The organism is Rossellomorea sp. NS-SX7 (assembly GCF_052828565.1).
This window is the reverse complement of the sequence record NZ_CM128249.1, coordinates 501,558-528,112: the sequence shown is the minus strand read 5'-3', so window position 1 is coordinate 528,112 and position 26,555 is coordinate 501,558. Positions and strand designations below refer to the sequence as shown.

Below are 26,555 nucleotides of genomic sequence, written 5' to 3'. Positions count from 1 at the left end.
ACATTCAAATATTTATGCATGCGGACTATTTTAGCCGCGGGTACCCCAGGAAGTGGAGCGAAGTGTTAATAGAGCCCAGAAGCGCATCGGGCAAAGGATCACAAGGAACAGAATTCCATAGATCGGCGCCAGCAGGAACGTGAACGGCCTTTTGTAAGCATAAAAAACATTTCGTGCATAAGCACTGATCACCACGTAGGCAATGTAATAAACGAGCATGATCAATCCCATCGTTGTCGATGTATAATAAATCGCAAAGATCAATGACACTCCAAAGGCTAGCCACAGGAACATTTCAAGCATGACCCATACAAACACATTTGGTTTCGTGAGTCCGATCTTAAGTGCGATCAAGCTTTCCCTGAAGAATGATTTGTTCCAGCGGTTTTGCTGCTTGATCAATGTTTTCAGACTTGTTGGTGCATCCGTGATACATCTGGCAGTAGATTGGTATAAAGTCTTGCCTTCCCGGATGGCATAGTTCGTGAGACAGCGATCGTCTCCGAGCTGCACTTGTTGTCCGAGGAATGTCTGACTTCCATAATGATCTAAATTCTTCATCACGACTTCGCGTCGGTATGCACTGAGTGGTCCGCTGCAAACCAATACGTTATTGGTAACGGAATGAGCGGCACGCTCAACCCGGAATGCATTGTCATATCGCATATCAATTAATCGGGTCAAGACATTATCCGTACGGTTCCGGATGTTCACATGTCCCGTCGTTGCCACGACTTCTTTGTCATTGAGGGGTTTCAATAGCTCTCTGACCGCATTCGGGAATACGGTACAATCTGAATCCACTGTAATGAATACATCCCCCGTCGCTCGTTCAAATGCCCAGATTTGTGCATGGCGCTTCCCCTGGTTCTTTGGCAGGCGGTGGACGATGAGATTCGGCATGTGGAAGGATGGGTTCTCCTTTTTCAATTGGGAGAAGGTCGCTCCCACCCCTGCTTGTAAATTTTGATGCAGTTTTTGAACAGCGTGATAGGCAGAAACATCCTTACTTCCATCATCGATGACAAAAATTTCATGAACCGGGTAGTCCTGCTTCAATATACTTTCGATTGTCCCTAAAACCGCTTGAGGCTCTTCGTTGTAAGAAGGAATGACAACAGAGACCTTCAAGTCAGGCGGATCACCCATGATCTCTTGGTATTTAAATGATAAAAGCATTTTTCCTAATAGGTAACTGATCATGACGGCTCCGTATAGTCCTATTGTTAAGTTCAACTTATCTGAAGCTGTCCAGTTAACATAGAATAGGGCTAAGACGGTAAATAGAAACAATGTAATAACGAATGTTTTCTCTTTCGAAGAAAGTTTCTTCTGTGTGTGCAGAACGGGATTCTCCTTTCTGCCTGGTAATTCTTGTTCCAGTTTGGCCATTCAAATTCTCCTCTCATATAGGTATTGTGTATCTGCTTTCGCTACTTTCCCCGTTTCCCTTTTCCGTAACAGGAGTTTCACACACCGATCGTAATAAAGCCGTCAAAGACTGACAATCTATCGATTTACCCCGTGACTTTTCTCACTATTCTTTCATTTCACAGAAGAAAAACAGGCGGGAATAACATTGGAAGCGATATCATTTTCCGTGTTCACGGTTCCTTTATATTGTGAAATGTTTGTAATATTTCAGCGAATGAGCCCGATCTTTTCCCACATACTTCATAAAAGACCTTAAGAGGTCAGACGTTCGTCCGTTCTTTTACAACTGACATACCCCTGTAATAATGCCAAGAAGATAAAATTTGATTTTTTTCTATTTTTTTCTTTTCATGTTTTTTTTAACAATTATTAAACAATTTTTGTCGAAAAATGAGACATGCGGGCTAACGTTCTTTTGTGAATGCGCTTTAAATACCATTTAAATCCAAATAAGAAGTATTTGGACTCCGTCTTTTATCATTCCAGCCCCCGTAATAAGTTAATATCTGTCAAGAAAGGGACGAAATCTTCGTGAAGAAAGTATCATGCTTCTCTTTCGGGTACTCCAAACCTCTGTTGCAGGATTCCGGAATGGGTGCTATATATGGGGAGAGTTCTTACCTGAAAGGGGTATTCAATGATAGAGGTGAAAAATGTATCAAAACAATTTCCTAACGGAGAACACCAGGAGTATGTATTGAAGGATGTTCAATTCGAGGCGAAAAGAGGAGAATTAGTCGGGATCTTCGGGAAATCTGGAAGCGGCAAATCTACCTTATTGAATATTCTTGCCGGCATCGAACCTGCCACATCCGGTACGGTTAAGATAGATGGGAAGGATATTGCCGGGTTTTCCAACAGGGCCCTGACAAAGTGGAGAGGAAAAAATGTCGGGATCGTGTTTCAATCCTTTCATCTTATTCCAACTCTGACTCTGATCGAAAATGTGATGCTCCCGATGGAATTCGCAGGCAACCGGAAGCGAAAGAGGCAGCGTGCATCGGAGCTGTTGGAGCAAATGGGCTTGGGCATGCAGGCGAATAAGTTTCCGGGATCGGTGTCAGGCGGGGAAAGACAACGAACCGCCTTTGCCAGGGCACTTGCCAATGACCCGCCGATGATTGCGGCAGACGAACCAACGGGTAACCTGGATTCCCAAACATCCAAGGACATATTCAATCTGTTTCAGGAGCTTGCCGATTCAGGAAAGACGGTCCTATTCGTCACGCACGATCTCGATTTTTATGAAAAGGTCACAAGAAGGTTGCATGTTCAAGACGGATCCGTCTATGAAACCCCTTAAAAGAGGGAGTGAATGAAATGCCGATTTATGTAAGACTCGCCCTGAGAAGCTTCTTTCAACAAAAAACAAAAGCGTTATTGATGTTGGGTTCTTTACTGTTCTGCCTCGTTTCCATTGGAACTCTCGTAAACTCGAAATATTTGTTTCAAGAGCTGCTGAAAACAAGTCAAAAAACATCGGCCATTGCCGATATCACCCTTTATACCGGCCTGTTTGAAAGAGAAATAGACTTTGTTTCTTCTATTGAGGGAGTGAAGCATGCGGAAGCGAAGACTCAGGTCAGAAGCCGGGCCAAATTGAATGGGAACTATATGAATCTTCAATTGCTGGTCGTCCCCCATTCCCTTTACGACATAAACAAAACGAAGCTCATCGACGGGAGTTCCTTGACGAAACAAACCATTTGGATCGAACAATCCACTGCCAAAGACACGGGTTTTGACATGCATGAAAAAATGGACATCATCCTTCCTGCTCATCCAGAAGGAACCACCCTGTCCATGGCCGGTGTCGTGCAAGATCATTCAAGGATTCCGACGAAATACAGCGGAATTGGTTATGGCTATATTTCAGAAGCGGCTGCTGAGGAACTGAACATCCCTCTATCCAGGAATTTGATCCAAATTACGGTCGAAGACGGCTATCCCGAGAAAGATGTGGTTCAATCACTGAAGAAGTCCCTTGAAGAGAACGGAATCACGGTCTATAGAAGTGAAACCTCTTCCGAGACGTTTTTCATCAGGGAAACGCTCGTTCAATCATTATTGAATCTCTTTATTCTTCTTGGGATGTTTGCACTGGTTCTTGGTTTCATTTTAATCGTACATATTTTCCAACGTATCATATCGGAGGATGTTTATTCCCTCAGTATTCAAAAGGTGATTGGTGCAGGATACTCACATCTTTGGAAGCAATATCTTCTATTGATCATCCTGATTGGGACGCTGATCAGTACGCTGTCCATCCCGATCATCAGTGTGGCATCACGTTATTTCGTTTCCTTTTTGGGAAGAGAATTGAATTTCGGCACTGAACTTACAGAATGGATATCACCGTCCCTTGCGATATGCTTGTTCATCCTATCGTTCACCATTCCGTTTCTCGGTGCGGTCGTACCTGTCAGGACCTTGATATCATCTCCCATCGTGGAAGGATTGCAGGGCTCGGGACAACTGCACATGAAGAAAGCGGGCAAGCGCCGGAAGCGTATCTTTCACCTGTCCCTTCTGTCCATTCGGAACATGTTAACGAAGAAATCCCAATCGATCATGAACATCATCATGCTCTCCTTTGGAGGAGCGGTCATCATTGCCTGCTTCACCATGCAGGAATCCCTGGAGCACATCATGAATGAGATGGACGGTTTTTGGCAGCACGATGTGGAATGGGCTGTCAGCAGTCCTCTACCCAAGAATGACATCACTTCCCTGGCGGAAGAAATGGATGGAGTCAAAAACGTGGAAGGCTGGACAAAAAGAAACACAGAGGTGATGGAACCTTCTTCCTCTGATCATATAAATGCGTTACTGTACTCACTTCCGGCATCATCAAGATTCATCCGGCCGGAACTCGTAAAAGGCCGATGGCTGAATCCGGAGCACCCTGATGAAATCGTGATGAACACGGAGCTGGCAGAGAAAATCGGGCCAATCTCCCCCGGTGACACCATTCCATTACAGATCGGAAAGGACCACAAGGAATGGCGGGTCGCCGGCATCATCAAGAGCTCACTTACAGGCCCGGCTGTTTACATGGAACAAACCTCCTACCAGCAATGGCTTGGCCAGCAGTCCATTAATCGCCTGCTGGTGGAAGGACAAAGACATAAAGATGTCCGTTCCCTTCTGAATGATGGGGAAGACACATTATCTTCTAACGGAGTGCTCGTAGAAGGATCCGAAACGGTCGCGGATATGAATGCACGTCCGAAGGAAATCATTGGACTCATCCTATTGACGATTGCCTGTATTGGCTGGGTGTTTTCCATCGCAGGAATTGCTAATCTCATGATTGCTGCGAGCATCAATATTTATGAGCGGACAAGAGAAATAGGGATCATGAGAAGCCTCGGAGGATCTAATGCAAAGATTTACAGATTGTTCATCGGGGAGAGCATCATCGTCGCGCTGATGGGTTGGGGATTAGCCTGCGCGATGTCCTACCCTCTTAGCTGGCTGCTCGGCTGGAAGCTCGGAGATTCCTTGCTCCATTTCTCGATAGAGCCCCGCGTCTCCCTGAATGGCAGCCTGATCTGGCTGTGCATCTCTATACTGATCGGGATAGCAGCCAGTGTTGTTCCCGTTAAGAAAACTCTTAAAAAGAAGCTGACCGAATTACTATAAACACGGTTTCCCTGGAGGAATGATTCATGAAACGCGTACTATTTCTGCCTCTCTTTCAGATGGAATCAGGTCACCATCGAACGGCCGATGCGTTAATCGAAGCCTTTCATAAACAAGACCTGGCAATCGAATGCAAGAAAATCGATTTTCTCAGTTATACGAGCTCATCACTCGAGAAGTTCATCTCTCAGCTGTACATACGGTGGATCACCAAATGGCCGGCAGCCTACAGCTGGATGTACACTTCTTTCTTTCAGAAAGACAAGTCCTTCATGCATTCTCTGTATGAAACACTATTCGTGGAAAAGATGGAGCAGCTCTTAGAGGAGGAACAGCCGGACGTCATCATCTGTACCCACAGCTTCTCTTCTTTGCTGATCGATAAGCTGAAAAGCTATGGAATCGAAACCGCTCCAGTCGTCAATGTCTATACAGACTTCTTCATTAATGGGGTCTGGGGTAAGAAACACGTTGATATGCACATCGTCCCCACTGCCGAGATGAAGCAGACGCTGGTGGACGAAGGCGTGGATCCGCAATCGATCCTCATTTCAGGGATCTTGACGAATGATACGTTTAAAAGGGGGAAGCCACCGAAGAAGGATGATAAGCTCCATGTTCTCGTGGGCGGCGGAAGTCTCGGATTGGGGGATTCCTTGCAATCCCTTGTCTCAAAGAGCGGGTCCAGCCGGATTGACTATACCATCCTTTGTGGTCATAATCAGGAACTGTTTGAGCATGTTCAACGTTTAAAGTGTCCGAATATAAAAGGAATTTCGTACGTTGCCGAAGCAGAGCAGATGAATCACCTATACAACTGGGCTGATGTCCTTATTACAAAGCCCGGTGGAATCACGATGGGAGAAGCCATCAAGAAAATGCTTCCGACCTTCGTTCATTCTGTACTGCCTGGCCAAGAGGAAAAGAATATGAAGTATTTAGAAGATGCAGGATTGGTACACAGGCTTGATCCGAACACTCCAATCGATCGGCAAGTGTTGACGGTCCTGAGTGATGAGAGCACTCAATTCTTGATGAAAAAGTCACGGCATCAATTTTTAAAGAACACCGATGTCTCATCCTGCAGTGAACTGGCAGGCTTGTTGAATGAAACCTTTTTACAAGATGATCAACATGAACATATTCAATTCATCGATGATATATTTTCTAAGTTATATCGAAGCCTTTAGTTTTTTCGTTTCTTAAACAATTGATAATAAATAAAAACGCAGCCGGTTAGCATGATGCCAATATAAATAAAATGGTAAACGTTTCGGAAGATATCAAAAAATGCAGACATGTTGATCACTCGCTTTTTCACCTTGTTATGATCCTTTTTACTCATTGTTTTCCACCAATGATAAAAGACCAGTTTTTCCTTGTACATCATATATCGGTATAAAAGAACCATTGTTTATAGCCTATTTTTCATCAAGGACAGAGGGATATTTATTTTCGATAATTAGAAACATTCTATCAATTTATCATCATTATTCCATTTGTCAATAAAAATTTGATCTTGAATAGATTCCTGACATCAAAGGAGGAAATCGAACATGGCTCCACAAACAGGAGGTCAACCATCACAGAAAACATATATTTTCGAAATCCACTTCTTACGCGCCTTTGCCTGTTTATTGGTGGTAGGCGTTCACGTATCCGCAACCAATTATGGAATGAATGATGAAACGTGGAACTCTTTCACCTATTTCATGAATCAATACGGCCGATTCGGTACAACGATCTTTGCCGTCATCGCTGGTTTTCTGCTCTTTTATCAGGTAAAGAGACGGGGGTTTCAACTGGGACGATTCCTGCAATCGAGATTTTCAAAGATTGTCATTCCGTTTCTCATCTGGAGTGCAGCGTATCGATACCTTCTCTACTATTATGATAAACAAACATTCGGGGACCCTGTCGATGAAATCACCAAGGTACTGACGGGAGATTCATTCTATCATCTCTATTTCGTCGCGATCGTTGTTCAATTCTATATACTCTTTCCATTCTTGCAGAAGATTTTTCGGACGCAGACATTATTGCTGATCTTCACATTCATCTCGTTATTGATCAGCTATCAGTTATATGGCTTCAATCCGGGAATCGATGGAAAGCTTGGAGAATTCCTTGCGAGCAAATCCTTTATGCCCATCTGGATTTTCTATTTCGCCTTTGGAGGCTTTATGGCGTACTTCTGGGAAGAGATTGTGGGCTTTGCCACGAAACGCTCGTGGAAAATGCTTGCTGTCATTCTGTTGATTTCAGCCGGAGCCGTTTTTGAATACCAAACGAAAGGATACGTATCCAACCGCAGATTGACGAATCTCGTGAACATTCCTGCCCTCTGCATCGCGGTTGTAGGAATATACCCTCTGCTGTCTAAACGAAACATCGTGAAAAAGACGTTAACCGTCATCGGTCAATATTCCATGGGAATCTACTTGATTCATCCGATGATCCTTTATTTATTTGCCCGCCATCTTCCGGAAACCTATTGGCAGGCAGAATATGTTCCACTGATGTTCCTGGCCGTCATGGTGATTGCATCGGTGTTTATTCGGATTCTTCAGATCATCCCGCTGAGCGGATTCATTATCCCGGTCCCGAAGATCAAGAATACGAAACGCCAGCCAGCCGTTCAGCCGGAGCAAAAAGCATCCGCATAATAGACCGGAAAGCAGTCTCTATGGCTGCTTTCTTTCTTCCATCACCATAGGCAAATATTAACAAATCCTTTCTTTCTGTGTAAAAAGGTTCATATCCGCCCGATACTATTGGAGGATATCATGCCTATTTTATTCAAAAAGAAAGGAAATGCGTCATGATCAAACGTAAAGGATTGATTGTTGCTGCCATGCTTATACTGTGTATCGCCGGAGCTTCCACCTACATGGCTGCGGACAATGAAATCATCAATGTAAAATCATATGGAGCAGTCGGTGATGGAAAAACAAATGACACGGCCGCCATCAAAAAAGCCCTCTATTACGGGCAGGACCGGTCTGTCTTTTTTCCAGAGGGCACCTACCTTATCACCGATACGCTGACCGTTAAACAGAATACGGAAGTTTATGGAGAAAAGGCTGTCATCAAAGCAAATGGACTAGGGGATACGATGGTTCGACTTTACGGGGAGAACATTAACGTCCACGACTTGACGATAGATGGCCATCATACGTTCCTGCGAGGGATGACGGTGATGAATGGGACAAGCAATCTGACGGTGACGGATGTGACTCTGGCCCATTTCAGTCAGCCCGATGACTCCCCGCTGTCAACGTCAACACCTATTGCCATCCGTGTTGAGGGCGGAGTTCAGGATGTGTTGTTCGATCATCTTACGATCAAGGATGTGTTTGCCAAAAATATTTCATCCAATGTGGGCTGGAACCATAAGGTTGCCAGAGGAATTCTCATCAGCCCTGCCCTGCCTACTCAACCGCCGAGCACGAACATCACGATCCAGCATTCGACGATATCGGAAATCGGACCTAAGGATGATGGAGACGGGATTGTCGTTCAAGGATTTCAAGACGACGTTGGGGTCACCATCCAGCATAATACATTCGAGAAAAACCATAAACGTGCCATCAAAATCCAGTCACCCGGTGTGACCATCGCAAACAACAGGATACACAACAGCTTTCATTTGGATAATCTCTATGACACGTATAAAGAAACCAACGAGTATGATATGTGGTCTGCCATATCGGTCTATAGCGACAATGTCCAGATTACCGAAAATACAATCGGCGGCATTGGCAGATATTCTGCAGCCATTGACATTGCCGGTGGAAACAACATAACTGTCAGCCGTAATTCCATAGCAAACCGGGAATCTTCCCCGGCATCGGATGTGATCCGGATCAACAAAGGCTTCGATGGCAGTAGTCAATTATCCACTATATCCATCGAGGATAATACACTCAAAAATGGCCGCTATGGAATCAACGTCGTTGCACAAGTCAACCCACTGACCCTCTCAGGTAATACATATGACCAAGTGGACCGGCTGACAAGCGATGGGATTGAGGCCAAATAATAAAAAAATAACTTCCTTCGTAAAGTTATTTTTTTATGAACGAAGCCTTTACTGCTCTTCCCAATTTGTAACAAACCTTTTTACATTGTCATATGCCAACGGTTATTTTACATCCGTTTGTCATTTTGGCCTGGAGTCCTATCGGCCCCTTTAAGTATGATAGCTTAGAACTAACCTTTTACCATGAATACATACTATCAGAATGACAGGTGAGACCAATGCACATGTTTACTAAGAGAACGTTCATATTACTTTCCGTCATTCTCATGGCGGTCATCACGATCCTCTTGACGCTTGACTCTGATCAGGAAAAGCCTCAAAAGGACCCTTTGCCGCAATTGAAACAACGATACACCTCCTACTTGACGGGTTCTGTCAGCGATCCAGACATACCTTCTCTAGAGAAGAAACTAGATAGTGAAGGCAAATTCTCTGATATTCAGTACACCAAGAAGGCTGAGAATCCAAGGGAAACCATCTCTCACCTGGAGCGTTTGGAAACCATGGCAAAAGCCTACCGCTCTGGCCGACATGATGAAAAATTAAAAAACGACATCGTGGCAGGGTTGGAGTATTGGAATCATCATCCTGTAAAAGCTGAAAATTGGTGGTGGAACAGGCTGAGAATTCCTATGCTCTTGAGTAATGTCCTCTTCCTGATGGATCAGGAACTGCCCAAAAGCACCGAGGTCGATTCTGTGGAATTACTTCAGACTTATACGGAATCCGACTCCCCTCCATTACGGGGGTTAAACTTGATCCAAGCGGAAAAAGTGAACTATATCACTGGATTATTGAAAGAAGATCCCGAGCGGATCAATCAAGCGATTTCGTCCATAGAAGATTCTTTAAAGGTAAGCAGTATCGGAATCCAGCCTGATATGACCTTTCATCAACATGAACAATCCGTTCAGACCGGAACGTATGGGATACGCTATGCCCTGGAGGCGGCCAGGATGTTTACCTTCGTGCACGGTACACCCTACTCTTTCTCCTCTGATGACTATAAATTGTTATCTCACTTTATACTGGATGGCATTCAATGGTTCATCACCGGGAATACATTCGACTACACGTCACTGGGAAGAGGGATTACACGGAAGGATCATGAACTGCACGATGTTGCGGCCGCCGCCAGGATGATGGAAAAGCTCCCGACCAACCGGAGTGATGATTTCAATCGTCTGATCGAACGACTGGAAGGCAAGCGTCCCCCATTCGCCGGCAATAGAGCGTACGAACAATCAGGATTGATGGTTCATCATCAAAAGGATTACTATAGCTCCGTGCGCGTTCTCCCTGAGGAAATGACGTCAAGCGAGCCGTATTATAACGGAGAAGGAATCAACAATCGTCATATGGCCGACGGTGCCGCTCTTTTCTATCTGAAAGGCAATGGATATGCAGGAATCTTCCCTGTCTGGGATTGGCGCAAGATCCCTGGGACCACCGTCGTCCACAGTGATGAAAAGAATGAGCCGCTTTCGGGCGAAAACAATGAAACGTTCATGTTCAGTGATGGGAAGAATGGGGTCTCTGCCATGAACATGAACTACAAAGAGTTATCAGCAAAGAAATCATGGTTCTTCTTCCAGGACACCATTGTGGCACTGGGAGCCGGGATCCAATCCAACAGCAGGCAGCCGATCGTCACGACCATCGATCAGCGGATCTGGAACCAGCACGTTGAAACATCCGAAACCTCCAAGCTGGAAAATCCGACTCACCAAACCATCGACAAACCAAGCTCGGTGTATCACGACGGCATCGGATACCTGTTTCCCGGAAACAACGACCGCATCCATCTGATGCTGAACAAACGGGAAGCGGGCTGGAATAAGATCAATCAACGATATAAAGAAGAACCCCCGATCAAAGAAAAGGTACTGGGGTTATGGATCAATCACGGGCACAAACCGGAGAATCAACGCTATCAATATATCGTCGTACCCGGTGCGACGAAAGAGGAATTCAACTCGATCAAAAACGATTCCCCCATTGATATCATTCGCAATGACTCCGATGTGCAAGCCGTTGAAAACACCGAACTTCACTATACAGAGGCAGTCTTTTGGAATGCCGATACGTTCAAAACGCCAGATGGCTTATTCATCAGCACGAACCAACCAGCCATCCTCCAGCTTAACCGGAACGGAAAAGAATGGACCATCAAAGCCAAAGCCGCAAAACGCTCTAAAAAAGAGCTGAAGGTAATCGTGAAAAAGAACGGAATCAACAGAATTGAGTGGGAGGCTGAGGATGGGATCATTAACCGGCAGTATAGTGGAAATGCCGGGTGATTCAGAGAGCATGAGCTAAAAAATGGGCTGATTCCCGGCTAAAACTACAGCGGGGAATCAGCCTTCTTTTATTTGAAAGGGACATACCTTACTTATTATCAAAAGCGGATATGATATTATCAAAAATCCTGTTTTATTATCAAAAACAAACTTTTTATTATCAAATTCCTAAAAAACTACATTCCCTGTGAAGTCGGGCGCACAATGATTTCGTTCACATCGACGTGCTCAGGCTGTTCAACCGCATACGAAATCGACTTCGCGATGTTCTCACTGTCCAGCGGCTTCAACTCCTGCTGCTTGAAGGCATCAAGGACATCCTCGTCCGTGATCGTTTCCGTCAGTTCCGTTGCCACGGCACCCGGAGATATAATGGTCGTGCGGATATTGTGAGACGCATTCATTTCCTGACGCAGCCCCTCGGTGATCGCACGGACCGCATACTTCGTCCCACTGTACACCGCGCTCCCCGGCATCACCTTGTGTCCCGCTACGGAAGAAATATTGATGATATGCCCCGATTTCTGCTCTTCCATATACGGAAGCACGGCCGCAATCCCGTAGAGGACACCCTTGATATTCACGTCCACCATCTGATCCCATTCCTTGATCTTTAATTTATTCATGAACGAAAGCGGCATCAATCCGGCATTATTGACCAGGATATCAATGCTTCCGCACTCATCCTTCGTCTTCTTGGCCAGCTGCTCCATTTCCTCGACATTTGTGACATCCGTCACGTGATAGAAGGCCTTGCCGCCGCTCTGCTGAATCTCCTGCTGAAGTTCCTTGAGGCGCTCTTCCCGTCTAGCCGCAAGCATGACCGTGATCCCTTTCGAAGCCAATTCCTTGGCCGTCGCCTGGCCGATCCCGCTGCTTGCTCCTGTGATGATTGCCGTTCTATTTGTACTCATATATAACTCCTCCTGTTTTCTTGTGTAATCTATTGCTCATATAGTTTTATCCACATATCTTGTTTTCACGAAAAAGGATGTTCTTAAACAGGAAACGGAGAGTTTGGGACATGGGGACAGGTTTGCTGTCCCGTTTTTTAGGTATCAATCACATACTTTTTAATTTTAAGGGTTGTTATGATGAAAAAAGGAGAACGATCAAACAATGCTGACACAAACTCCAAAGACAAATTCAGAGAGGGAACTCACTAACGTTCATTAAGAAATTCGATCACTTTTAACAATCATTCCACCACCCGCGGCCCCACCACATGGAGCACAAGATCCGCCGTAAAATGAGCAATCATCGCAAACTCGAGTCCCATGAATACAAAAAGCGCCCCAAAAACGAGTCCACCGATCCCGTTTATCACAAGCATGCTGAGAAAGATCCCGACGCTCATTTCTAAGTTGGCAGCGGCTACGCTGTAATGCATAACCCCGAATACCAGTGATGAAATGCAGATGGCGGTCCAGATTTTTGGTTTAGTCACCGCCCCTTTGGTGAATTTCAAGAACAGCCAAAGGATGAGTGTGATAAGGAACAACCGGAAGATTGACTCTTCATTCACGGCCGCACCGAATGATCCCAGGGTGCCGAGCCACCACGCCGGCTCATTCAATGAGGAATTGTCCACACCTAGTGGTTTTGAGACGATCAGGCTGAAGATGCTGATGGCCACACCGGCAAGGATTCCGTACATGGCGGACTGAACCATTTTTTTGTAAAAAGAATAAAGCGGCTTGCTTTTCGTGAAAAATGCTTCGATGACCGGGACGGAAAGCTTCACTTTCTTCATGAGCCACAAGGCGATGAACAACAGGATGCCCGCTTCCAATAAAACTTGCACAACGTAAAACAGGGTGAAGGACAGCTTCCCGAGTCCCATGACCTCGTGGAGATTTTCCCTGGCCATCGCATAAGGGGCAATCGCCAATGCGCCCAGTACATTGAGGAACAGTAGGCTGAAATATACCTTCCAGTTGATCAGTGGGGCCCTTTTCCCTTCGACAGCAGCAGCGGTTAACCGTTCCTCTTCCACTTCTTCACGTTCATCGTATCGGTCAGCCCTCTCTTGAAGATCCCTCACGAGAGAATCCGGTTCCTCCAAATAAATCAAGGCTTTATGCACCTCTTTTTTCTGGCCGAAATAGCCACGTGCGTAAACCGGTTCTTTAAAGACAATTTCATATTTCAGTTCATCGATCATGCCGAAGATCCGGGTCAACACCCTCGGCAGTGCGGTGACATGAAAGACATTCTTTTCATGAATGATACCGCCGTTATTACGATACTGGGTCCTTGCAGGCTGGATGGCTGCAACGTCTCCGATGTGGAAACGCAGTGACCTCCTTGCCCCGATTTTCATCAAAACATGGTTCCCTTTTAACAGGATGGGTGAATTTCTAACGAGATTGTAATCCCCAAGCATGTAGAGGATGCTGTAAACATGGAGCACAACGAGGATATTTGCGCGGAGAGGATCCACCTCTTTCAGGTAGATGTGGAAAACGATCGCTTCGATCACCTGCTCATGAAGGAGCGCGATGAACAGCCAGAAGTAGTTCGAACCTTTATGGTAATCATATGTACGGACGCCATTGACGTCGTCCTTTTTTATCTTCCACTTGAACAACGCATAATAAAAGACGACCCATTCTTTCTTCAAGATGGTGATGAGAGGATTTCCTTCGGTGGTGTCCCCCTTTTTGTATTTCACATACAGGATGACTGCACCGACTTCAGCGAGTGTAATTAAAATGATGAGTGAGATGATCATCTGTGTATCCATGTGACTCCCCCTTAGGATCCGTTTGGCCAGATGCATATTGAGAGCATCCCCATCTTAAATATAGGTAGTAAAGTGCAGGCTGTATAGATATTTTTCCTTTTTTTAGTAATACAGGCACAACATTGTGTCATTATTGTTAAAATATGTATTTTATATTGACAGTAGAGGGAAGCAGTGAGTGGTTATACCGAAATGGTTGCACAAAAAAAGCAGCCCCCACAACAAGGACTGCCCTTACAAACATTACTCTAAGACAATCGTTACAATCGAATGCCTCGGAAGATTCCACTTCACCGCTGCATCTCCACAGCCGACTGAAACTTCTTCCCCCTCATCATTCGCATTCATCACGACAACTGCAACCTTTCCGTCCTCATTTTCAAAAGCAGTGGCAGAAACACGCTCACTGGACACGCTGCTCCAGATCCGGCGGGCTCCAGGCAGGATGAATTTGCTGAAATGCCCGATATAATAGAAGGAACTATTATAATGGACCTCATCCTTTACGGTATCCACTATCACCGGTGCGTCGCAGTAGTTGCCAACGTGATTCGGCCCGCCTTTTTCATTCAGCACAAGATTCCAGTCGATCCATGCTTCGAGGTGGTTGTTCAGGTCACCCATGATATTCCTCGCGTAACGTTCGCCTGTATGCCAGGCGCCAAGCTGAACGCCGCCTTCGATGCATCCTTCTGTAAAAATGAGATGCTTATCCGGGAAGGCATCGTGTACCTTTGAAAGGTTCTCGAATTCTTCCGACACGTACCAGTGATTTCCAGTTCCCCACACGTACTTCGCAGCGTCGGGGTCTGACAATACCGCCTGTGCCCGCTCGAAAATGACATCGCGGTTATGGTCCCAGATGATCACCTTCACATCGCCGTGGCCGTTCCGCTCAAGGGAAGGCCCAAGATGATTCTTGATGAAGTCGCGTTCTTCTTCACCTGTGTACAGGCAGGAATCCCAGACCTGCTTCGCTTCGGGTTCGTTCTGGATCGTGAGTCCCCAGATCGCCACCCCTTCTTCTCTCATAGCGTCTATGTACTTCGAGTAATACTCTGCCCATACCGGCTGATACTCCGGCAGCAGCTTGCCGCCATGATTCATTTCACCGTTCGTTTTCATCCACGGCGGCGGGCTCCACGGGGATGCGACGATGGACAACTCTCTACCGGCAGCTTTCATCGCGTCATGGATGAATGGGAGGACGAGCTTTCTCTCGCGTTCGATCGAGAAGCTCTCGAGGGACGTGTCGCCTTCCTCCACATACGTGTAGTTCTCCAGTGAGAAGTCACAACTGTGGATATGCGTCCGGCCCATCCGGTAACCGAGGCCGTCAACAGGATCAAAGTAGCGCTTGATGACCTCACCCCTCTTCTCAGGACTGATCTTAGACAGACTGTAAGCCGCCGCTTCGGTGAACGCGCCCCCGAACCCGATCACCTCCTGATAGGTACGTCCGGGATCAAGCTCGATATGGGTGCCGGCAGGCTCCTGCCCTTTCGTAAAGGAAACCGGCTCCTTTCCAGAAAGCCGGTCTCCTGTATCTTTTGCAGTAAGGATCACTTCTGCTGTGTTAAATCTCATTGAACAATCTCCTCTTTCAACGAGTGGCTCTTTTTGTGATCGCGGATGATTTCCGCGTAGCGGTAAGCACTGTCTTTCCAGATTCGCTCCTGTGTATCAAAGTCGACGTACAGGATACCGAAGCGCTTATCGTATCCGAAGCTCCATTCGAAGTTATCCATCAGGGACCATAGGTAATATCCTGAAATGTTCATGCCTTCTTCATTCAGGTCGGAAACCGCTTGAATGTGCTTTTCAACATAGTCCGTACGTTCCTTGTCATGGACTCTTCCGTTTTCCAATACGTCATCGTATGCCGCGCCATTTTCCGTGATGATGATCGGAAGCTGCGTGTATTCCGCTCTCAGGCGGCGGATAAGATCCTTGAATTCATTCGGCGCGATGTCCCAGCCCATGCCTGTTTTCTCATAATCAGAAAAGGCTCCTCTGTGTAAAAAGTCAGTGGCTGCACTGAACTCGACGATTCCGCGGCTGTAGTAGTTGATGCCGAAGAAGTCGCATTCGACAGAAATGGCTTCCATGTCGCCTTCCTTGATGAAATCATAGGAGTGCACATATTTCGAGAACAAATTCATCATGTCCTTTGGATATTCCCCCTTGAAAACCGGATCCAGGAACCAGCGGTTGGAGTAGCCGTCCGCATTGTTCGCAGCGAGTTGATCGTTAATGGAACCCGTCTTCGGATAAACCGGTGACAGGTTCAGTGTGATGCCGATTTCCGTTTCGGATGCGAATTCTTTTTTCAGGATCTGGACTGCTTTCCCATGGGACACGAGCATATGGTGAACGGCTTTGACTGCTTCGTCCATGTTTGTGTGCCCAGGTGCGTGCACACCTTGATGGTAGCCGAGGAATCCGGCACACCATGGTTCATTGTGCGTGATCCAGGAGTCAACGATGGAATCAAGTTCTTTGAAGCAGACACGGGCATAATCAAGGAACCATTCTACTGACTCGCGGTTCACCCAGCCGCCTTCTTCATGGGCCCAGAGAGGCAGATCCCAGTGGTATAGTGTAACGGCAGGCTTGATTCCTTCTTCGCGCAGGCGCGCTGCCAATCTTTTATAAAAATCCATGCCTTCCTGATTGTACTTACCTTTCTCAGGAAAGATCCGGGGCCATGCGATCGAGAAGCGATAGGTGTCGACGCCGAGGCGTTTGATATGCTGAACGTCCTCTTCGAAACGGTGGTAGTGGTCGCAGGCAACGTCGCCGTTATGCTGCTTGTATACTCTTCCCGGGATGTCACAGAACATATCCCAGATGGACGGGGTCCTGCCCCCTTCTGCTGCCGCCCCTTCGATTTGATAGGAGGATGTTGCGGTTCCGAACGTAAAGTGTTTATCAAATTTCATCATGTCTTCTCCCCTTTAGTTGTTTATACAGGGTTCAGAGGGGCCGATTCTGCTGCTCAGGCAACATGGGAACCGGCCCCTCTTTTCCCCTCTTACGTAAGCACGTGAGTCTTCCACGTGCTTCCTCTTATTCTTTGATTGAACCAGCTGAAATGCTGTTGACGATATATTTTGACAGGAACAGGAAGGCGATCATGATCGGCACGACCGATATCGCGATTCCCAAGTACATACTTCCAAGATTCTGTGCCACCTGAGATCCTTTCAGGAATCCCATCAATACAGGTAAAGTGTATTTTTCAGGTGAGAACAGGATGACGAGCGGCATGATGTAGTTGTTCCATGATCCGATGAATGTGAAGATGGACATGGTCGCAACGGCCGGCATCATGATTGGGATCGCCACGGTATGGAAGATCTTGAATTCGCTAGCCCCGTCGATGCGGGCTGCTTCGATCAGACTCGGATGAAGCGTCGTCTGGATATACTGTCTCAGGAAGAACACGACAAACGGACTGGCGATCGTCGGTACGATCAATGGGATGTATGTATCAAGGATCCCAAGGTTCTTACTCAGTTCATAAAATCCGATCAAGCCGAGCTGCCCCGGCACCATCATCATGACGAGCATGAAGACGAACAGGAAGTTTTTCCCCTTGAATGTGTAAAAAGCGAATCCATACGCGGTCAGCGCCGAGAAGTATCCCGACAGGACCGTCACGAGCACGGAGATGATCAGACTGTTCTTGAAACCAGTCCAGATGTTGACGTATTCCATCATCGTCCGGTAGTTTTCCATCAGGGCAGTGCCCGGCAGCAGTGTAAAGCCGGACAAGATTGCCTCATTTGATCTCGTTGCATTGACGAGCATCATCAAGAACGGGATGAAGCAGACGATCGCCATCAAGGTCAGCACGATGTAGATGATGATTTTGATGATCTTGCTCTTATCTTTTTCCTTCGTTTCTTGAGGCAGGACACCCGGATTCGGATCCTTTACTTCCTCTTCGAACTGCACTTCTTTTTCAACGGCTGTTTTTCCCAGCATCTCTTACACCTGCCTTGCTTGTTTGCGTTCTTTTCCGTACATTCCTTTGAAGACCATCGCCGAGAAGATCAAGGTGATGACGAACAACCCATAGGCTACGGCAGAAGCATACCCGTAATTGTTATACTTGAATGCCTGGTTGTATAAATACAGCACCATCGTATTCAGTGATCCATCCGGTGAACCGATTCCGTCCGTCAATAGCATCGGAAGGTCGAACAATTGAAGTCCCCCGATCAGCGAAGTGATCATGATATACAGTAAAATCGGCTTCAACAGCGGAAGGGTGATTTTCGTAAATGTCTGCCAGCGGTTTGCCCCGTCGATGAGAGCCGCTTCATAGTAATCTTTCGAAATGCCGGATACCCCCGCCATCACGACGATGAAGGAGTGTCCGAACCACACCCATGTGAGGATGAGCGAGACGGAGAGCTGAGCCGTGGTTGGCTCGTTCAGCCAGTTTATCGGTTCTGATATAAGACCAATGTTTAATAGAATCATGTTTAACGAGCCATGCTGCCAATCTAGTAAAATACCGAACAGCAAGGCAACCGAGCTGATGGTGATTAAATTTGGCAGATAGAAGATCGACCTGAAGAAGGCGAGTCCCCTCATCTTCATTCTCATATCAGAAAAGATCAATGCCAAAATAAGAGCGAGTCCGATCTGCAGGGCAAAGTTGACTCCCCAGATCTTCCAAGTGTTGAAGAATGCTTCGACAAAATAGGTGTCGGTAAGTAAACGCTTATAATTCGCAAGGCCGACGACTTCCGCAACGCCGCTTCCGGTATAATTCGTAAAGCTGTAGTAGAATGTCAGTGCAACGGGATAAATACTGAAGATCAGGAAAATGATCCAAAACGGAGCAATGAAGAAATATCCGTATTTATTCACATTTTTCATTCCCCTAGCCCCCTTCATGATTTAAGATTTGGCAAGCAGCAGAGTAACCCCGCCGCTTGCCATCAAATAAAAATTAGTTTTTCGGTACCTTCAAGTCAGGGTACGCGTTCTGTGCTTTTTGATAGAATTCTTTGATTGCGTCTTCTTTCGACTTCTTGCCGTCTACATATTGCTGTACGGCATTTCCGTAGAATGTATCAAGCTGTTGATCATATTTCGTCACGATGCCTGGCTCGATTTCTTTTGCTTGCTCAAGGAAGAACTCATAGTTATTTTGTCCGCCAAGGAATTCACTGCTGAAGTCATCCTTGATTGCGTTTGTTACCGGGTTGTAAGCAAGGACATCTCCTGTTTCCTTTGCCCACTCTGTCAGGAATTCATCGTCTTGTGTCATCATTTTTACAAAATCATACGCAAGTTCTTTGTTCTCAGACTTGTTGTATACACCTAACCACGTTCCACCCCAGAAATACGGGCTTGGTCCGCTTGTGACAGCCCAGTCACCGGCTGTTTCTTTAACATTTGTCTTCAATACGCTGTGAAGTCCCCATGTTGGAAGGACATAAGAGAATACTTGAGTTTCTTTTTCTTTACCGCCTTCTTTTACCTTGATCGCCTTATCCATGCCTTCGAACCATGAAGGAGACCACTCGCCTGCAAGAGCCGTATAGCTGTTTTCACGAAGTGTTTTTGCATGGTCTAAAAACTCGATTTTTTCATCTGTCAGTTGTAATTCGTTTTTGTCATTCACCCACGGCTGAGGATTCTCTCCTTGCGCAAACCAGCGGATCGCCCCTTCATCCGGGAACATGCTGTATCCTTTTTCCTTCATCTTTTCAGCCACTTTGAACACTTCTTCCATGGAACCCATCATCTTGCCGACTTCCGCTGGATCATCCGTGCCAAGTACTTCTTTCGCGATGCTTCTTCTGTAGAAGACTCCACCAGGCGTCGTTTGCCATGATAGCGCTCTTACATTTCCATCTTTGTCTTTTCCTAAATCGAATACGTAAGGAACATATTTATCTTTGATTTCTTCAACGTTGTATGGATCTTCAGATAAGTTCTCCCAATAACCTGCATCCACCCACTGCTTAAGGAATGCGATTTCACCCGTGAATACGTCTGGTGCTCCGACACCGCTTTCAAGAACCGGCTTAAGTTTCGTCGGATAGTCCGCGATCGGAACGATTGTCAGTTCCACTTTAACCCCATTCTTTTCTTCAAACGTCGTGATCGGTTTCTTTAATTCATCCGTGAACGACCAAACCTTCAAATCAACATCCTTGTCTTTGTCTTTGCTGCCAGATGATTCGGAACTTCCGGAACAGCCGGCCAGTACTCCTCCAAGCAGAACTGCAGTCATAAATAATGCTAGAAACTTTTTCATTGTTATCCCCCTTTGTCCTTTGTGAATATATGTGGTCGAAATCGGTTTCGGTAATAATTGTAAAAAAATCATGGATGCCGCTGTTGATTTCCCTGCAAGACAGTGTAGTCTCACACGGAAATCAACAGCTGGAATATGTTTCCGAAACCGGTTTCGAAATCACCTAAAAAATTTTGTTGTGCCTGGATGCCAGGCACTATTTTATGGATGTACAAGACTCCCTGATGATGAGCTCCACCGGAATGATGTCCGTTGTCAGCATCTTCTTCTTTTCATTCATCTGTTCAATCAATAATTGCCCGGCACTGGCCCCGATACGGTCTGTATCCTGCCTGACAGTCGTCAGTTTCGGAGACACATACGCCGCCATATCGATATCATCGTAGCCGATGATGGAGATGTCTTCAGGAATCCTCAAGCCCTTCTCCTTGATGGCCTCCATGGCACCAATCGCCATATGGTCACCCGATACGAACACCGCAGTCGGCAAGTCTTCTAGTTCGAGCAGTTTGTTCATCGCCGTTCTTCCTTCATCGATGGAGAAAAATCCGCCATTCACGACGTATTCCTCCCGGATCGGCAGCTTCACGTTTTCCATGCCTTTCATAAAACCTTTTATCCTCTGGGCCCCTGCATCAATGTCGGGATCCCCCGAAATATGAGCAATCTTTGTATGACCCAATGAGTGAAGATAATTCACAGCGAGCATTCCACCCTCGATATTGTCCGAGTAGACGACACTGCAATTCTGATCTGTCATATCGATCACGACGATCGGCACATGACTGTTGATCATCTCCTGCACCTGAGGGTCCTGCGGATCGGAACAGATCACCACGATCCCATCAACCGCACGATAAAGGAAATGCTCCAGATAACTTGTATCCCGCTTGCGCAGATTCCTGGAAGCAAAGATCAAATCATACCCTTCCCGCTCCACAAACTTGCGGAAACTCTCGATGATCGCATTGAAGAAAGGATGCTTCATCCCCACCTCATTATCCTCTGCGAACATCACACCGATCGTCCACGACTTCTTCGTGGACAACGACTGCGCGTGGGCATTCGGAAGGTAGCCCATCTCAGCTGCCGTCTCGAGGATTTTCTTCTTCGTCTTCTCACTTACATCTGAATAATTGTTAAGAGCTTTAGAGACTGTCGTACTCGAAAAACCAGTCTTCTTCGCCAAATCATAAATCGTAACCATCGTTGTCTCCTCTTCATCGAAAGCGCTTTCGTTGATGTTATTATAGCCCAGGTTTTTTCTGGAATCAATAGAGTTTATAGAAAATTATCAAAATATTTTTTGAACGTGTGGGACATAGGGACAGGTTTGGTGTCCCACTTGGTTAGGAGCGGTGAAATGGCAACGGTTCAATGTCCCCGTTGCTTTACATCTGCTTGCTTGAGCAGGGATATGGAGACTGGATTCCTGTTGCCGAGAGAGGGACGCGGACTGGTTTCAAGAGTCATGGGGACAGGTCCCTTGGCTCTTTCAACCTATAGGCACTGACCACGGGGGACCTGTCCCCAGCTTCACATTTACCGTAAAAGTTCAGATCCCACCTCGTTTCGCGGTTTGCATTAGAATGATTCTAAGTGGCTCATATAATCGAAATGTGGCTTGAATATCAAGAATCTGGCTTGTATTTTTAAAATCTGGCTCGTAAACCTGAAATGTGGCTTATAAAATGAAAAAGTGGCTTGAATCCTGTCCCTCAACGAGGTTTTGCAGATTCCAGCCGCCAATTTTAATCCCTATATAAGCTTGTAAAAGATAAATTTGTCTTTTTTAAATTATTCAGAGAGAAATCGGATGGGTTTTCGGCTAAAAATAGACTACTAGATACATATTTCCTAATGCTTGAAGTTGAGTGGCGGGGAGAGACCCCACATGCAGAAGAGATGAAACGAAGAGAGGACGATCCGCTAGCCAAAGTAAACTCTGCCCCCACATTGGCGGGGGCAGACATCATAGAAACTTGCTTGGACGCTCTAAAGGAACCTTCCTATTATTCTTGATTGTTATAATCAGCAATGCTATGCCATTCAATGCCGACAGTGACGACACCCCAATGACCAAAAGCGCTGTATCCGGTGAAAATACCCTGATTGCATGCCATGGTGATTGTGTATAATAAATCAGCAGCGGAATGAGACACATAGAGATGCCAAGAAAAATGGATCCCATCAGCCCCCATATTCCTCTTTTTGTAAATCGCTCCGCCCTCAGGATTCTTATGAAATAAATGAATAACACTGCAAGTAAACCTGAAAATAAGAGAAGAATCGATTGAATGACAGGTGTATGATCTGGGATCTCAACTGGATCATGACCATTCAAGATATCAATGATCCCCATCTTCAGGTAGTAGAGACCCTCTTCCTCCAGGACATTATTCTTATTTGTAAGAATGACTCCTCCCCATCCGGTTTCCGGGAGAATGAACAGTTCTGAGTGTGAATCAGGTGTCGCACCGGAATGCCAGATCATTTCCTCCTCTGAGCCCGGGTTTGAGATACGGATTCCCAAACCATAATACCTGTCTTCACCCGTTTGAGTATGGGGAGTTACATAAAGATCCATATTTTCTTTATTTAACATATCATTGGATTGCCGCCCGCTGAGAAAAGTTACGAATTGGACCATATCCTTGGCACTAGCGGTCATGTATCCATAAGGAGAACCTCCATTATCGTATTCAACTGTGCTTTTCCTAGGTAGTCCGAACCATGACTGATACCCTCTTCTATACCCTTTTTCATACGCAGTATCTCGATCGGCGGCTGCATTCTTCATGCCCAATGTCTTCATCACGCTTTGTTCCACATTTTCTCCAAACCTTTGATCCGTCACTTCTTCAATGAGTGCCCCGAGAATTAAGAAATTCGCATTACTATATAGGTGCTTTTCCCCTTGAGCTGCACTCAGTTCAACGTCAGCGAGGGATTTTACATGATCGCGTATTGCACTGTCACTCACGGATTCTTGGTCAGATAAGGCTAGACCCGCATAGGTGCCAATACCGCTTGTTTGGGTAAGCAAATGTTTAATGGTGATGTGTGCTGCTTCATCTTTATCTTGCAGTGTAAACCAGGGAATATGTTTTTGGACGGGATCTTCTAATTCTATGAGATTTGCCTCCACCAATGTCATGACGGCCAATCCCGTTAAAGATTTACTTATGGAGCCGATTGTAAAAGGAGTTTCAGTGGTCACTTTTTGCTTTGACTCACCGGTGACACCCCACGATTTAGAATAAAAGATGTCCTTATCACGCACGATGGCGATCGATGCACCCGGGACCCGATATTCTTCCAAGTAATATTCAATATAACGATCGAGCTGACCCCTCACACCCCCAGCTGCCGGAACCTGACCTGCAGGCATCAAGACACTGTAAAGAACACATATGATTAGTGCTTTGATGAGAACTTTCTGCATACTCATCCCCCCGCCTGCCTGAGCTTCCGCTTATGTAAAAATAAAATCAGCGAGCCGGCAAACAAAGAAATCGTCAAACTTGTAAGGATGAGCAGGACATTCCACCATGAATGTTCTGTTACTCGATAAAGGATATTGTAATCATAATCTGAAGACCTCAAAGGGCTGAATGATTCTGTCAGGAATAGAGAGAAGATGAGCTGCGAAATGAGGTAGGCAGCCATAGACGCAAGGAGAGCAATCACAATCGGTCGTCTTGTTTCGATCTTTGAAGTTTGTATACTTTTGATGTGAGAATGGAGGTCGATCTCGTTGATCTCCATATAATCTTTCACAAATGTCTCTATGTCCCCTAATTCCCCTATTCCATCAAGTCCATGTTCGCGGGAGACCTGAATGTGTTCCATCAACTGCTGTTTTACTTTTTTTCTATCATTCGAACTGATGTGATACCGTTTTAACTCGTCTAACACTTCGTTTATATAGTTCTTTTCTTGAATCGTCATTCCGTTTATATTCACCCCAGCCCATCTCCTTCCGATCCGCTTTTAAGAAGCGTTTTGATATCGTTCTGTAAATCCAGCCACTCACTTATTTTCTGCCGCAAAACGATTTTCCCTTTCTCATTTATTTCATAATAAACTCTCACTTTCCCGCTTTCCGTCATTTCACGAGAATCATCAACCAAACCTGATTCTTTCAGCTTAGTCAGAATTGGATAAATACTTCCTACTCCTTTCAATTGTAAATGGTGTTCCTCCAACTCCTTCATGATTTCATACCCGTAGCTTTTCTTCGTTGACAGAATGGACAATACACACATATCTAAGTGACCTTTAATTAGACTCGTTCTATTCATAGGAAAAATTTAACATAATTATATATTTCTATCAAGTATATATTTTTATAAAGATTATCAGCATCTTTACATTCAATAAGAGTAATGAAAAAAAAACAGATCCCTTTTGAACAGGAATCTGCTAATAACTTATTCTTCATGATCTTAAGGTCTATCCATCAGTACGGGGAGAGGTACCCACTGATCCCCCCATCACTCAACCTCTTCCAAATTAAGTAGCGTCATATGCTCTTCCCTAAGGTTCCCATTCTGAAAACTCGATCCATTTACCGCACCTTCAGGAAACGTCTCCTCCCCGTTTTCATCAAGCGGAATCCAGCCTAAACTCAAGTGAGGCTGTAGGATAAAATCATCAAACAAGGGTGACGCTCTACCCGAACTCCCGTTGTTCATTGCTTTCATCACGGCAATCCAATCATCCGGAATCTTCATGACCCCGTACGGATGCTCTTGAAAAGAGACTTCCTTTTTCATCTGGATACTTGGATCATATTGATGCTTATCGTATGAAATGGACCAGTGCCTCTCCCTAATAAAATAGAAATCCAGCGTATGGAGACTTTTTTCTGAAGAATCAATATTCCATACGATCCGATAAGTCGACGGATCATCGGGATCTATTTTCCATATCTTCGGTTCACCTGCCGTCCGTACTGTGCCAAGCTTCCATTCGTGCTGCTTCCAAATCCAATTGCTGACACCATAGGTTCCTTCTTTTGATATAAAAGGAGCGACAGCATGCCTGTCGCCGACGAGGATCGTCTCCTGGATTTCCCCAGCATCCGCCTCAGGCAGCAATTCATTGATTTCCGTGATCATCTGTTCCTCACCCGGAAGAGGAGCAGGTTCTGAAAAATTAAACCAGTAGATTGCAAGAATCCCTGCCAGTAAAAAGAGGGAACCTCCTATCACGAATCCTTTCTTTTTCCCTGTCATCTCGCCGCCCCCTCCTTTATAATCGATTCATCGAACCTGAAATAATATTGTTCGCGGGAAGTGGAAATAAGGACTCCCTTCCCGTCCCCTTCCACATAAATGACCGGTTCCATCCCGCTCCCCCACTTCGATGAAACTCCGACAACCTGATAAGGAAAACGCTCATTCTTGTTCTTATAGCCATCTGATTTCAAATACATCTGTTCGTACCATACATCACTTTCGACTTTCTCCCGATTCATCGACGGCACCTGTTCTACTAATCTATCCCTATCTAGAATCTGCCCTTCTTCCCCTGACGGATGAACGCGTACGATGAAAGCCTGATCCGCATCTGCTATGTGCGTAGCTGCATCACTCTCGGGATACACCATTGCATAAAGAGGCATCGATACGAGGGCAGCCGCCAGAAAAATGAAATTGCCTGCAAACCCTAGCCAGGCAAACGACCGGTATCGGTCCCACCTTCCTTCCTCCCTCTTCAAAACCCCATACAACACCCACACACCTAACGGTAAAACAGGAAACTTCAACAGAGTCCCCGACAGCTCCCAGTTGAACGAGAATGAGAACAGCCCTGCCAGTATGACCACGACCACCTTCCACACCCTCGGTTTCACCTGCTGTCTTTTATAGAGAATAAATGCTGCCAACCCGATGAGCCCCCATACAGCGGCATCCAACCCTATGGATACAGCATCGGCTGAATAATTAAAATTGAACATGCTCCCCTTTCCTTTCTCTAAAAAAAATCAATGTCACTTCCATTATAATCCTTTATTTTAGCATTAAGTACCAATTACCAAAAGGCCCGTCCCTCACTGCGGTAATCCCTTACCGTGACGAGGGACGGGCCTTTAATGAG

General features: G+C 45.8%; 20 protein-coding genes. 6 read left to right on the top strand and 14 right to left on the bottom strand.

The window, feature by feature from the left end; all coding sequences use genetic code 11:
• Positions 1–30: 30 nt before the first annotated feature.
• A complete protein-coding gene (locus tag ACUXV2_RS02465; RefSeq protein WP_446245483.1) occupies positions 31–1,392 on the bottom strand; it encodes a glycosyltransferase family 2 protein in 1,362 nt (453 codons plus the stop codon).
• 679 nt (positions 1,393–2,071) lie between these two features.
• Here ACUXV2_RS02465 and ACUXV2_RS02460 point away from each other — a divergent pair.
• The 6 genes from ACUXV2_RS02460 to ACUXV2_RS02435 all read left to right on the top strand — a co-directional run bounded on the left by ACUXV2_RS02460 (position 2,072) and on the right by ACUXV2_RS02435 (position 11,421).
• On the top strand, positions 2,072–2,737 hold the full coding sequence (locus ACUXV2_RS02460; RefSeq protein WP_446245482.1) for an ABC transporter ATP-binding protein: 666 nt from the start codon (positions 2,072–2,074) through the stop codon (positions 2,735–2,737).
• Between the two features lie 17 nt (positions 2,738–2,754).
• Positions 2,755–5,079, top strand: a complete 2,325-nt coding sequence (locus ACUXV2_RS02455) for an FtsX-like permease family protein (protein ID WP_446245481.1) — start codon at positions 2,755–2,757, stop codon at positions 5,077–5,079.
• A 26-nt stretch (positions 5,080–5,105) separates the two neighbouring features.
• The gene (locus ACUXV2_RS02450; RefSeq protein ID WP_446245480.1) at positions 5,106–6,269 is read left to right on the top strand and encodes an MGDG synthase family glycosyltransferase; all 1,164 of its coding nucleotides are present in this window, start codon (positions 5,106–5,108) and stop codon (positions 6,267–6,269) included.
• Positions 6,270–6,635: 366 nt separating this feature from the next.
• On the top strand, positions 6,636–7,745 hold the full coding sequence (locus ACUXV2_RS02445; protein ID WP_446245479.1) for an acyltransferase: 1,110 nt from the start codon (positions 6,636–6,638) through the stop codon (positions 7,743–7,745).
• A gap of 155 nt (positions 7,746–7,900) precedes the next feature.
• The gene (locus tag ACUXV2_RS02440; RefSeq protein ID WP_446245478.1) at positions 7,901–9,121 is read left to right on the top strand and encodes a glycosyl hydrolase family 28-related protein; all 1,221 of its coding nucleotides are present in this window, start codon (positions 7,901–7,903) and stop codon (positions 9,119–9,121) included.
• A gap of 224 nt (positions 9,122–9,345) precedes the next feature.
• Complete coding sequence (locus tag ACUXV2_RS02435) at positions 9,346–11,421, top strand: polysaccharide lyase family 8 super-sandwich domain-containing protein (RefSeq protein ID WP_446245477.1); 2,076 nt, start codon at positions 9,346–9,348, stop codon at positions 11,419–11,421.
• Positions 11,422–11,597: 176 nt separating this feature from the next.
• Here ACUXV2_RS02435 and ACUXV2_RS02430 read toward each other — a convergent pair whose 3' ends face one another.
• The 13 genes from ACUXV2_RS02430 to ACUXV2_RS02370 all read right to left on the bottom strand — a co-directional run bounded on the left by ACUXV2_RS02430 (position 11,598) and on the right by ACUXV2_RS02370 (position 26,415).
• Positions 11,598–12,335 carry an SDR family oxidoreductase gene (locus tag ACUXV2_RS02430; protein ID WP_446245476.1) on the bottom strand — a complete coding sequence of 246 codons (738 nt, stop codon included), beginning with the start codon at positions 12,333–12,335 and terminating at the stop codon, positions 11,598–11,600.
• A 284-nt stretch (positions 12,336–12,619) separates the two neighbouring features.
• Positions 12,620–14,167, bottom strand: a complete 1,548-nt coding sequence (locus tag ACUXV2_RS02425; protein WP_446245475.1) for a CPBP family intramembrane glutamic endopeptidase — start codon at positions 14,165–14,167, stop codon at positions 12,620–12,622.
• Positions 14,168–14,410: 243 nt separating this feature from the next.
• Positions 14,411–15,754 carry a glycoside hydrolase family 30 protein gene (locus ACUXV2_RS02420; RefSeq protein ID WP_446245474.1) on the bottom strand — a complete coding sequence of 448 codons (1,344 nt, stop codon included), beginning with the start codon at positions 15,752–15,754 and terminating at the stop codon, positions 14,411–14,413.
• Positions 15,751–17,112, bottom strand: coding sequence for a GH1 family beta-glucosidase (locus ACUXV2_RS02415; RefSeq protein ID WP_446245473.1), 1,362 nt, complete (start codon positions 17,110–17,112; stop codon positions 15,751–15,753). The genes ACUXV2_RS02420 and ACUXV2_RS02415 overlap by 4 nt, the downstream gene beginning before the upstream one ends.
• 124 nt (positions 17,113–17,236) lie before the next feature.
• Positions 17,237–18,013, bottom strand: a complete 777-nt coding sequence (locus tag ACUXV2_RS02410) for a carbohydrate ABC transporter permease (RefSeq protein ID WP_446246989.1) — start codon at positions 18,011–18,013, stop codon at positions 17,237–17,239.
• Positions 18,014–18,160: 147 nt separating this feature from the next.
• Entirely contained in the window at positions 18,161–19,060 is a 900-nt protein-coding gene (locus ACUXV2_RS02405) for a carbohydrate ABC transporter permease (RefSeq protein WP_446245472.1), read from the bottom strand.
• A 73-nt stretch (positions 19,061–19,133) separates the two neighbouring features.
• Positions 19,134–20,450, bottom strand: a complete 1,317-nt coding sequence (locus tag ACUXV2_RS02400; RefSeq protein WP_446245471.1) for an ABC transporter substrate-binding protein — start codon at positions 20,448–20,450, stop codon at positions 19,134–19,136.
• 196 nt (positions 20,451–20,646) lie between these two features.
• A complete protein-coding gene (locus tag ACUXV2_RS02395; RefSeq protein WP_446245470.1) occupies positions 20,647–21,657 on the bottom strand; it encodes a LacI family DNA-binding transcriptional regulator in 1,011 nt (336 codons plus the stop codon).
• Positions 21,658–22,422: 765 nt separating this feature from the next.
• Positions 22,423–23,895, bottom strand: coding sequence for a serine hydrolase domain-containing protein (locus ACUXV2_RS02390; RefSeq protein WP_446245469.1), 1,473 nt, complete (start codon positions 23,893–23,895; stop codon positions 22,423–22,425).
• 2 nt (positions 23,896–23,897) lie between these two features.
• Positions 23,898–24,416 carry a hypothetical protein gene (locus tag ACUXV2_RS02385; RefSeq protein WP_446245468.1) on the bottom strand — a complete coding sequence of 173 codons (519 nt, stop codon included), beginning with the start codon at positions 24,414–24,416 and terminating at the stop codon, positions 23,898–23,900.
• On the bottom strand, positions 24,413–24,754 hold the full coding sequence (locus ACUXV2_RS02380) for a PadR family transcriptional regulator (protein ID WP_446245467.1): 342 nt from the start codon (positions 24,752–24,754) through the stop codon (positions 24,413–24,415). The genes ACUXV2_RS02385 and ACUXV2_RS02380 overlap by 4 nt, the downstream gene beginning before the upstream one ends.
• Positions 24,755–24,946: 192 nt before the next feature.
• Positions 24,947–25,690, bottom strand: coding sequence for a hypothetical protein (locus ACUXV2_RS02375; protein ID WP_446245466.1), 744 nt, complete (start codon positions 25,688–25,690; stop codon positions 24,947–24,949).
• Entirely contained in the window at positions 25,687–26,415 is a 729-nt protein-coding gene (locus ACUXV2_RS02370) for a hypothetical protein (protein WP_446245465.1), read from the bottom strand. Before ACUXV2_RS02370 ends, ACUXV2_RS02375 begins: the two co-directional genes overlap by 4 nt.
• Between the last annotated feature and the right edge of the window lie 140 nt (positions 26,416–26,555).

Coding starts and splice junctions, on each gene's coding strand:
- ACUXV2_RS02465 (WP_446245483.1), bottom strand. CDS start 1,392: ATGGCCAAACTGGAACAAGAATTACCAGGCAGAAAGGAGAATCCCGTT.
- ACUXV2_RS02460 (WP_446245482.1), top strand. CDS start 2,072: ATGATAGAGGTGAAAAATGTATCAAAACAATTTCCTAACGGAGAACAC.
- ACUXV2_RS02455 (WP_446245481.1), top strand. CDS start 2,755: ATGCCGATTTATGTAAGACTCGCCCTGAGAAGCTTCTTTCAACAAAAA.
- ACUXV2_RS02450 (WP_446245480.1), top strand. CDS start 5,106: ATGAAACGCGTACTATTTCTGCCTCTCTTTCAGATGGAATCAGGTCAC.
- ACUXV2_RS02445 (WP_446245479.1), top strand. CDS start 6,636: ATGGCTCCACAAACAGGAGGTCAACCATCACAGAAAACATATATTTTC.
- ACUXV2_RS02440 (WP_446245478.1), top strand. CDS start 7,901: ATGATCAAACGTAAAGGATTGATTGTTGCTGCCATGCTTATACTGTGT.
- ACUXV2_RS02435 (WP_446245477.1), top strand. CDS start 9,346: ATGTTTACTAAGAGAACGTTCATATTACTTTCCGTCATTCTCATGGCG.
- ACUXV2_RS02430 (WP_446245476.1), bottom strand. CDS start 12,335: ATGAGTACAAATAGAACGGCAATCATCACAGGAGCAAGCAGCGGGATC.
- ACUXV2_RS02425 (WP_446245475.1), bottom strand. CDS start 14,167: ATGGATACACAGATGATCATCTCACTCATCATTTTAATTACACTCGCT.
- ACUXV2_RS02420 (WP_446245474.1), bottom strand. CDS start 15,754: ATGAGATTTAACACAGCAGAAGTGATCCTTACTGCAAAAGATACAGGA.
- ACUXV2_RS02415 (WP_446245473.1), bottom strand. CDS start 17,112: ATGATGAAATTTGATAAACACTTTACGTTCGGAACCGCAACATCCTCC.
- ACUXV2_RS02410 (WP_446246989.1), bottom strand. CDS start 18,013: ATGGCGATCGTCTGCTTCATCCCGTTCTTGATGATGCTCGTCAATGCA.
- ACUXV2_RS02405 (WP_446245472.1), bottom strand. CDS start 19,060: ATGAAAAATGTGAATAAATACGGATATTTCTTCATTGCTCCGTTTTGG.
- ACUXV2_RS02400 (WP_446245471.1), bottom strand. CDS start 20,450: ATGAAAAAGTTTCTAGCATTATTTATGACTGCAGTTCTGCTTGGAGGA.
- ACUXV2_RS02395 (WP_446245470.1), bottom strand. CDS start 21,657: ATGGTTACGATTTATGATTTGGCGAAGAAGACTGGTTTTTCGAGTACG.
- ACUXV2_RS02390 (WP_446245469.1), bottom strand. CDS start 23,895: ATGCAGAAAGTTCTCATCAAAGCACTAATCATATGTGTTCTTTACAGT.
- ACUXV2_RS02380 (WP_446245467.1), bottom strand. CDS start 24,754: ATGAATAGAACGAGTCTAATTAAAGGTCACTTAGATATGTGTGTATTG.
- ACUXV2_RS02375 (WP_446245466.1), bottom strand. CDS start 25,690: ATGACAGGGAAAAAGAAAGGATTCGTGATAGGAGGTTCCCTCTTTTTA.
- ACUXV2_RS02370 (WP_446245465.1), bottom strand. CDS start 26,415: ATGTTCAATTTTAATTATTCAGCCGATGCTGTATCCATAGGGTTGGAT.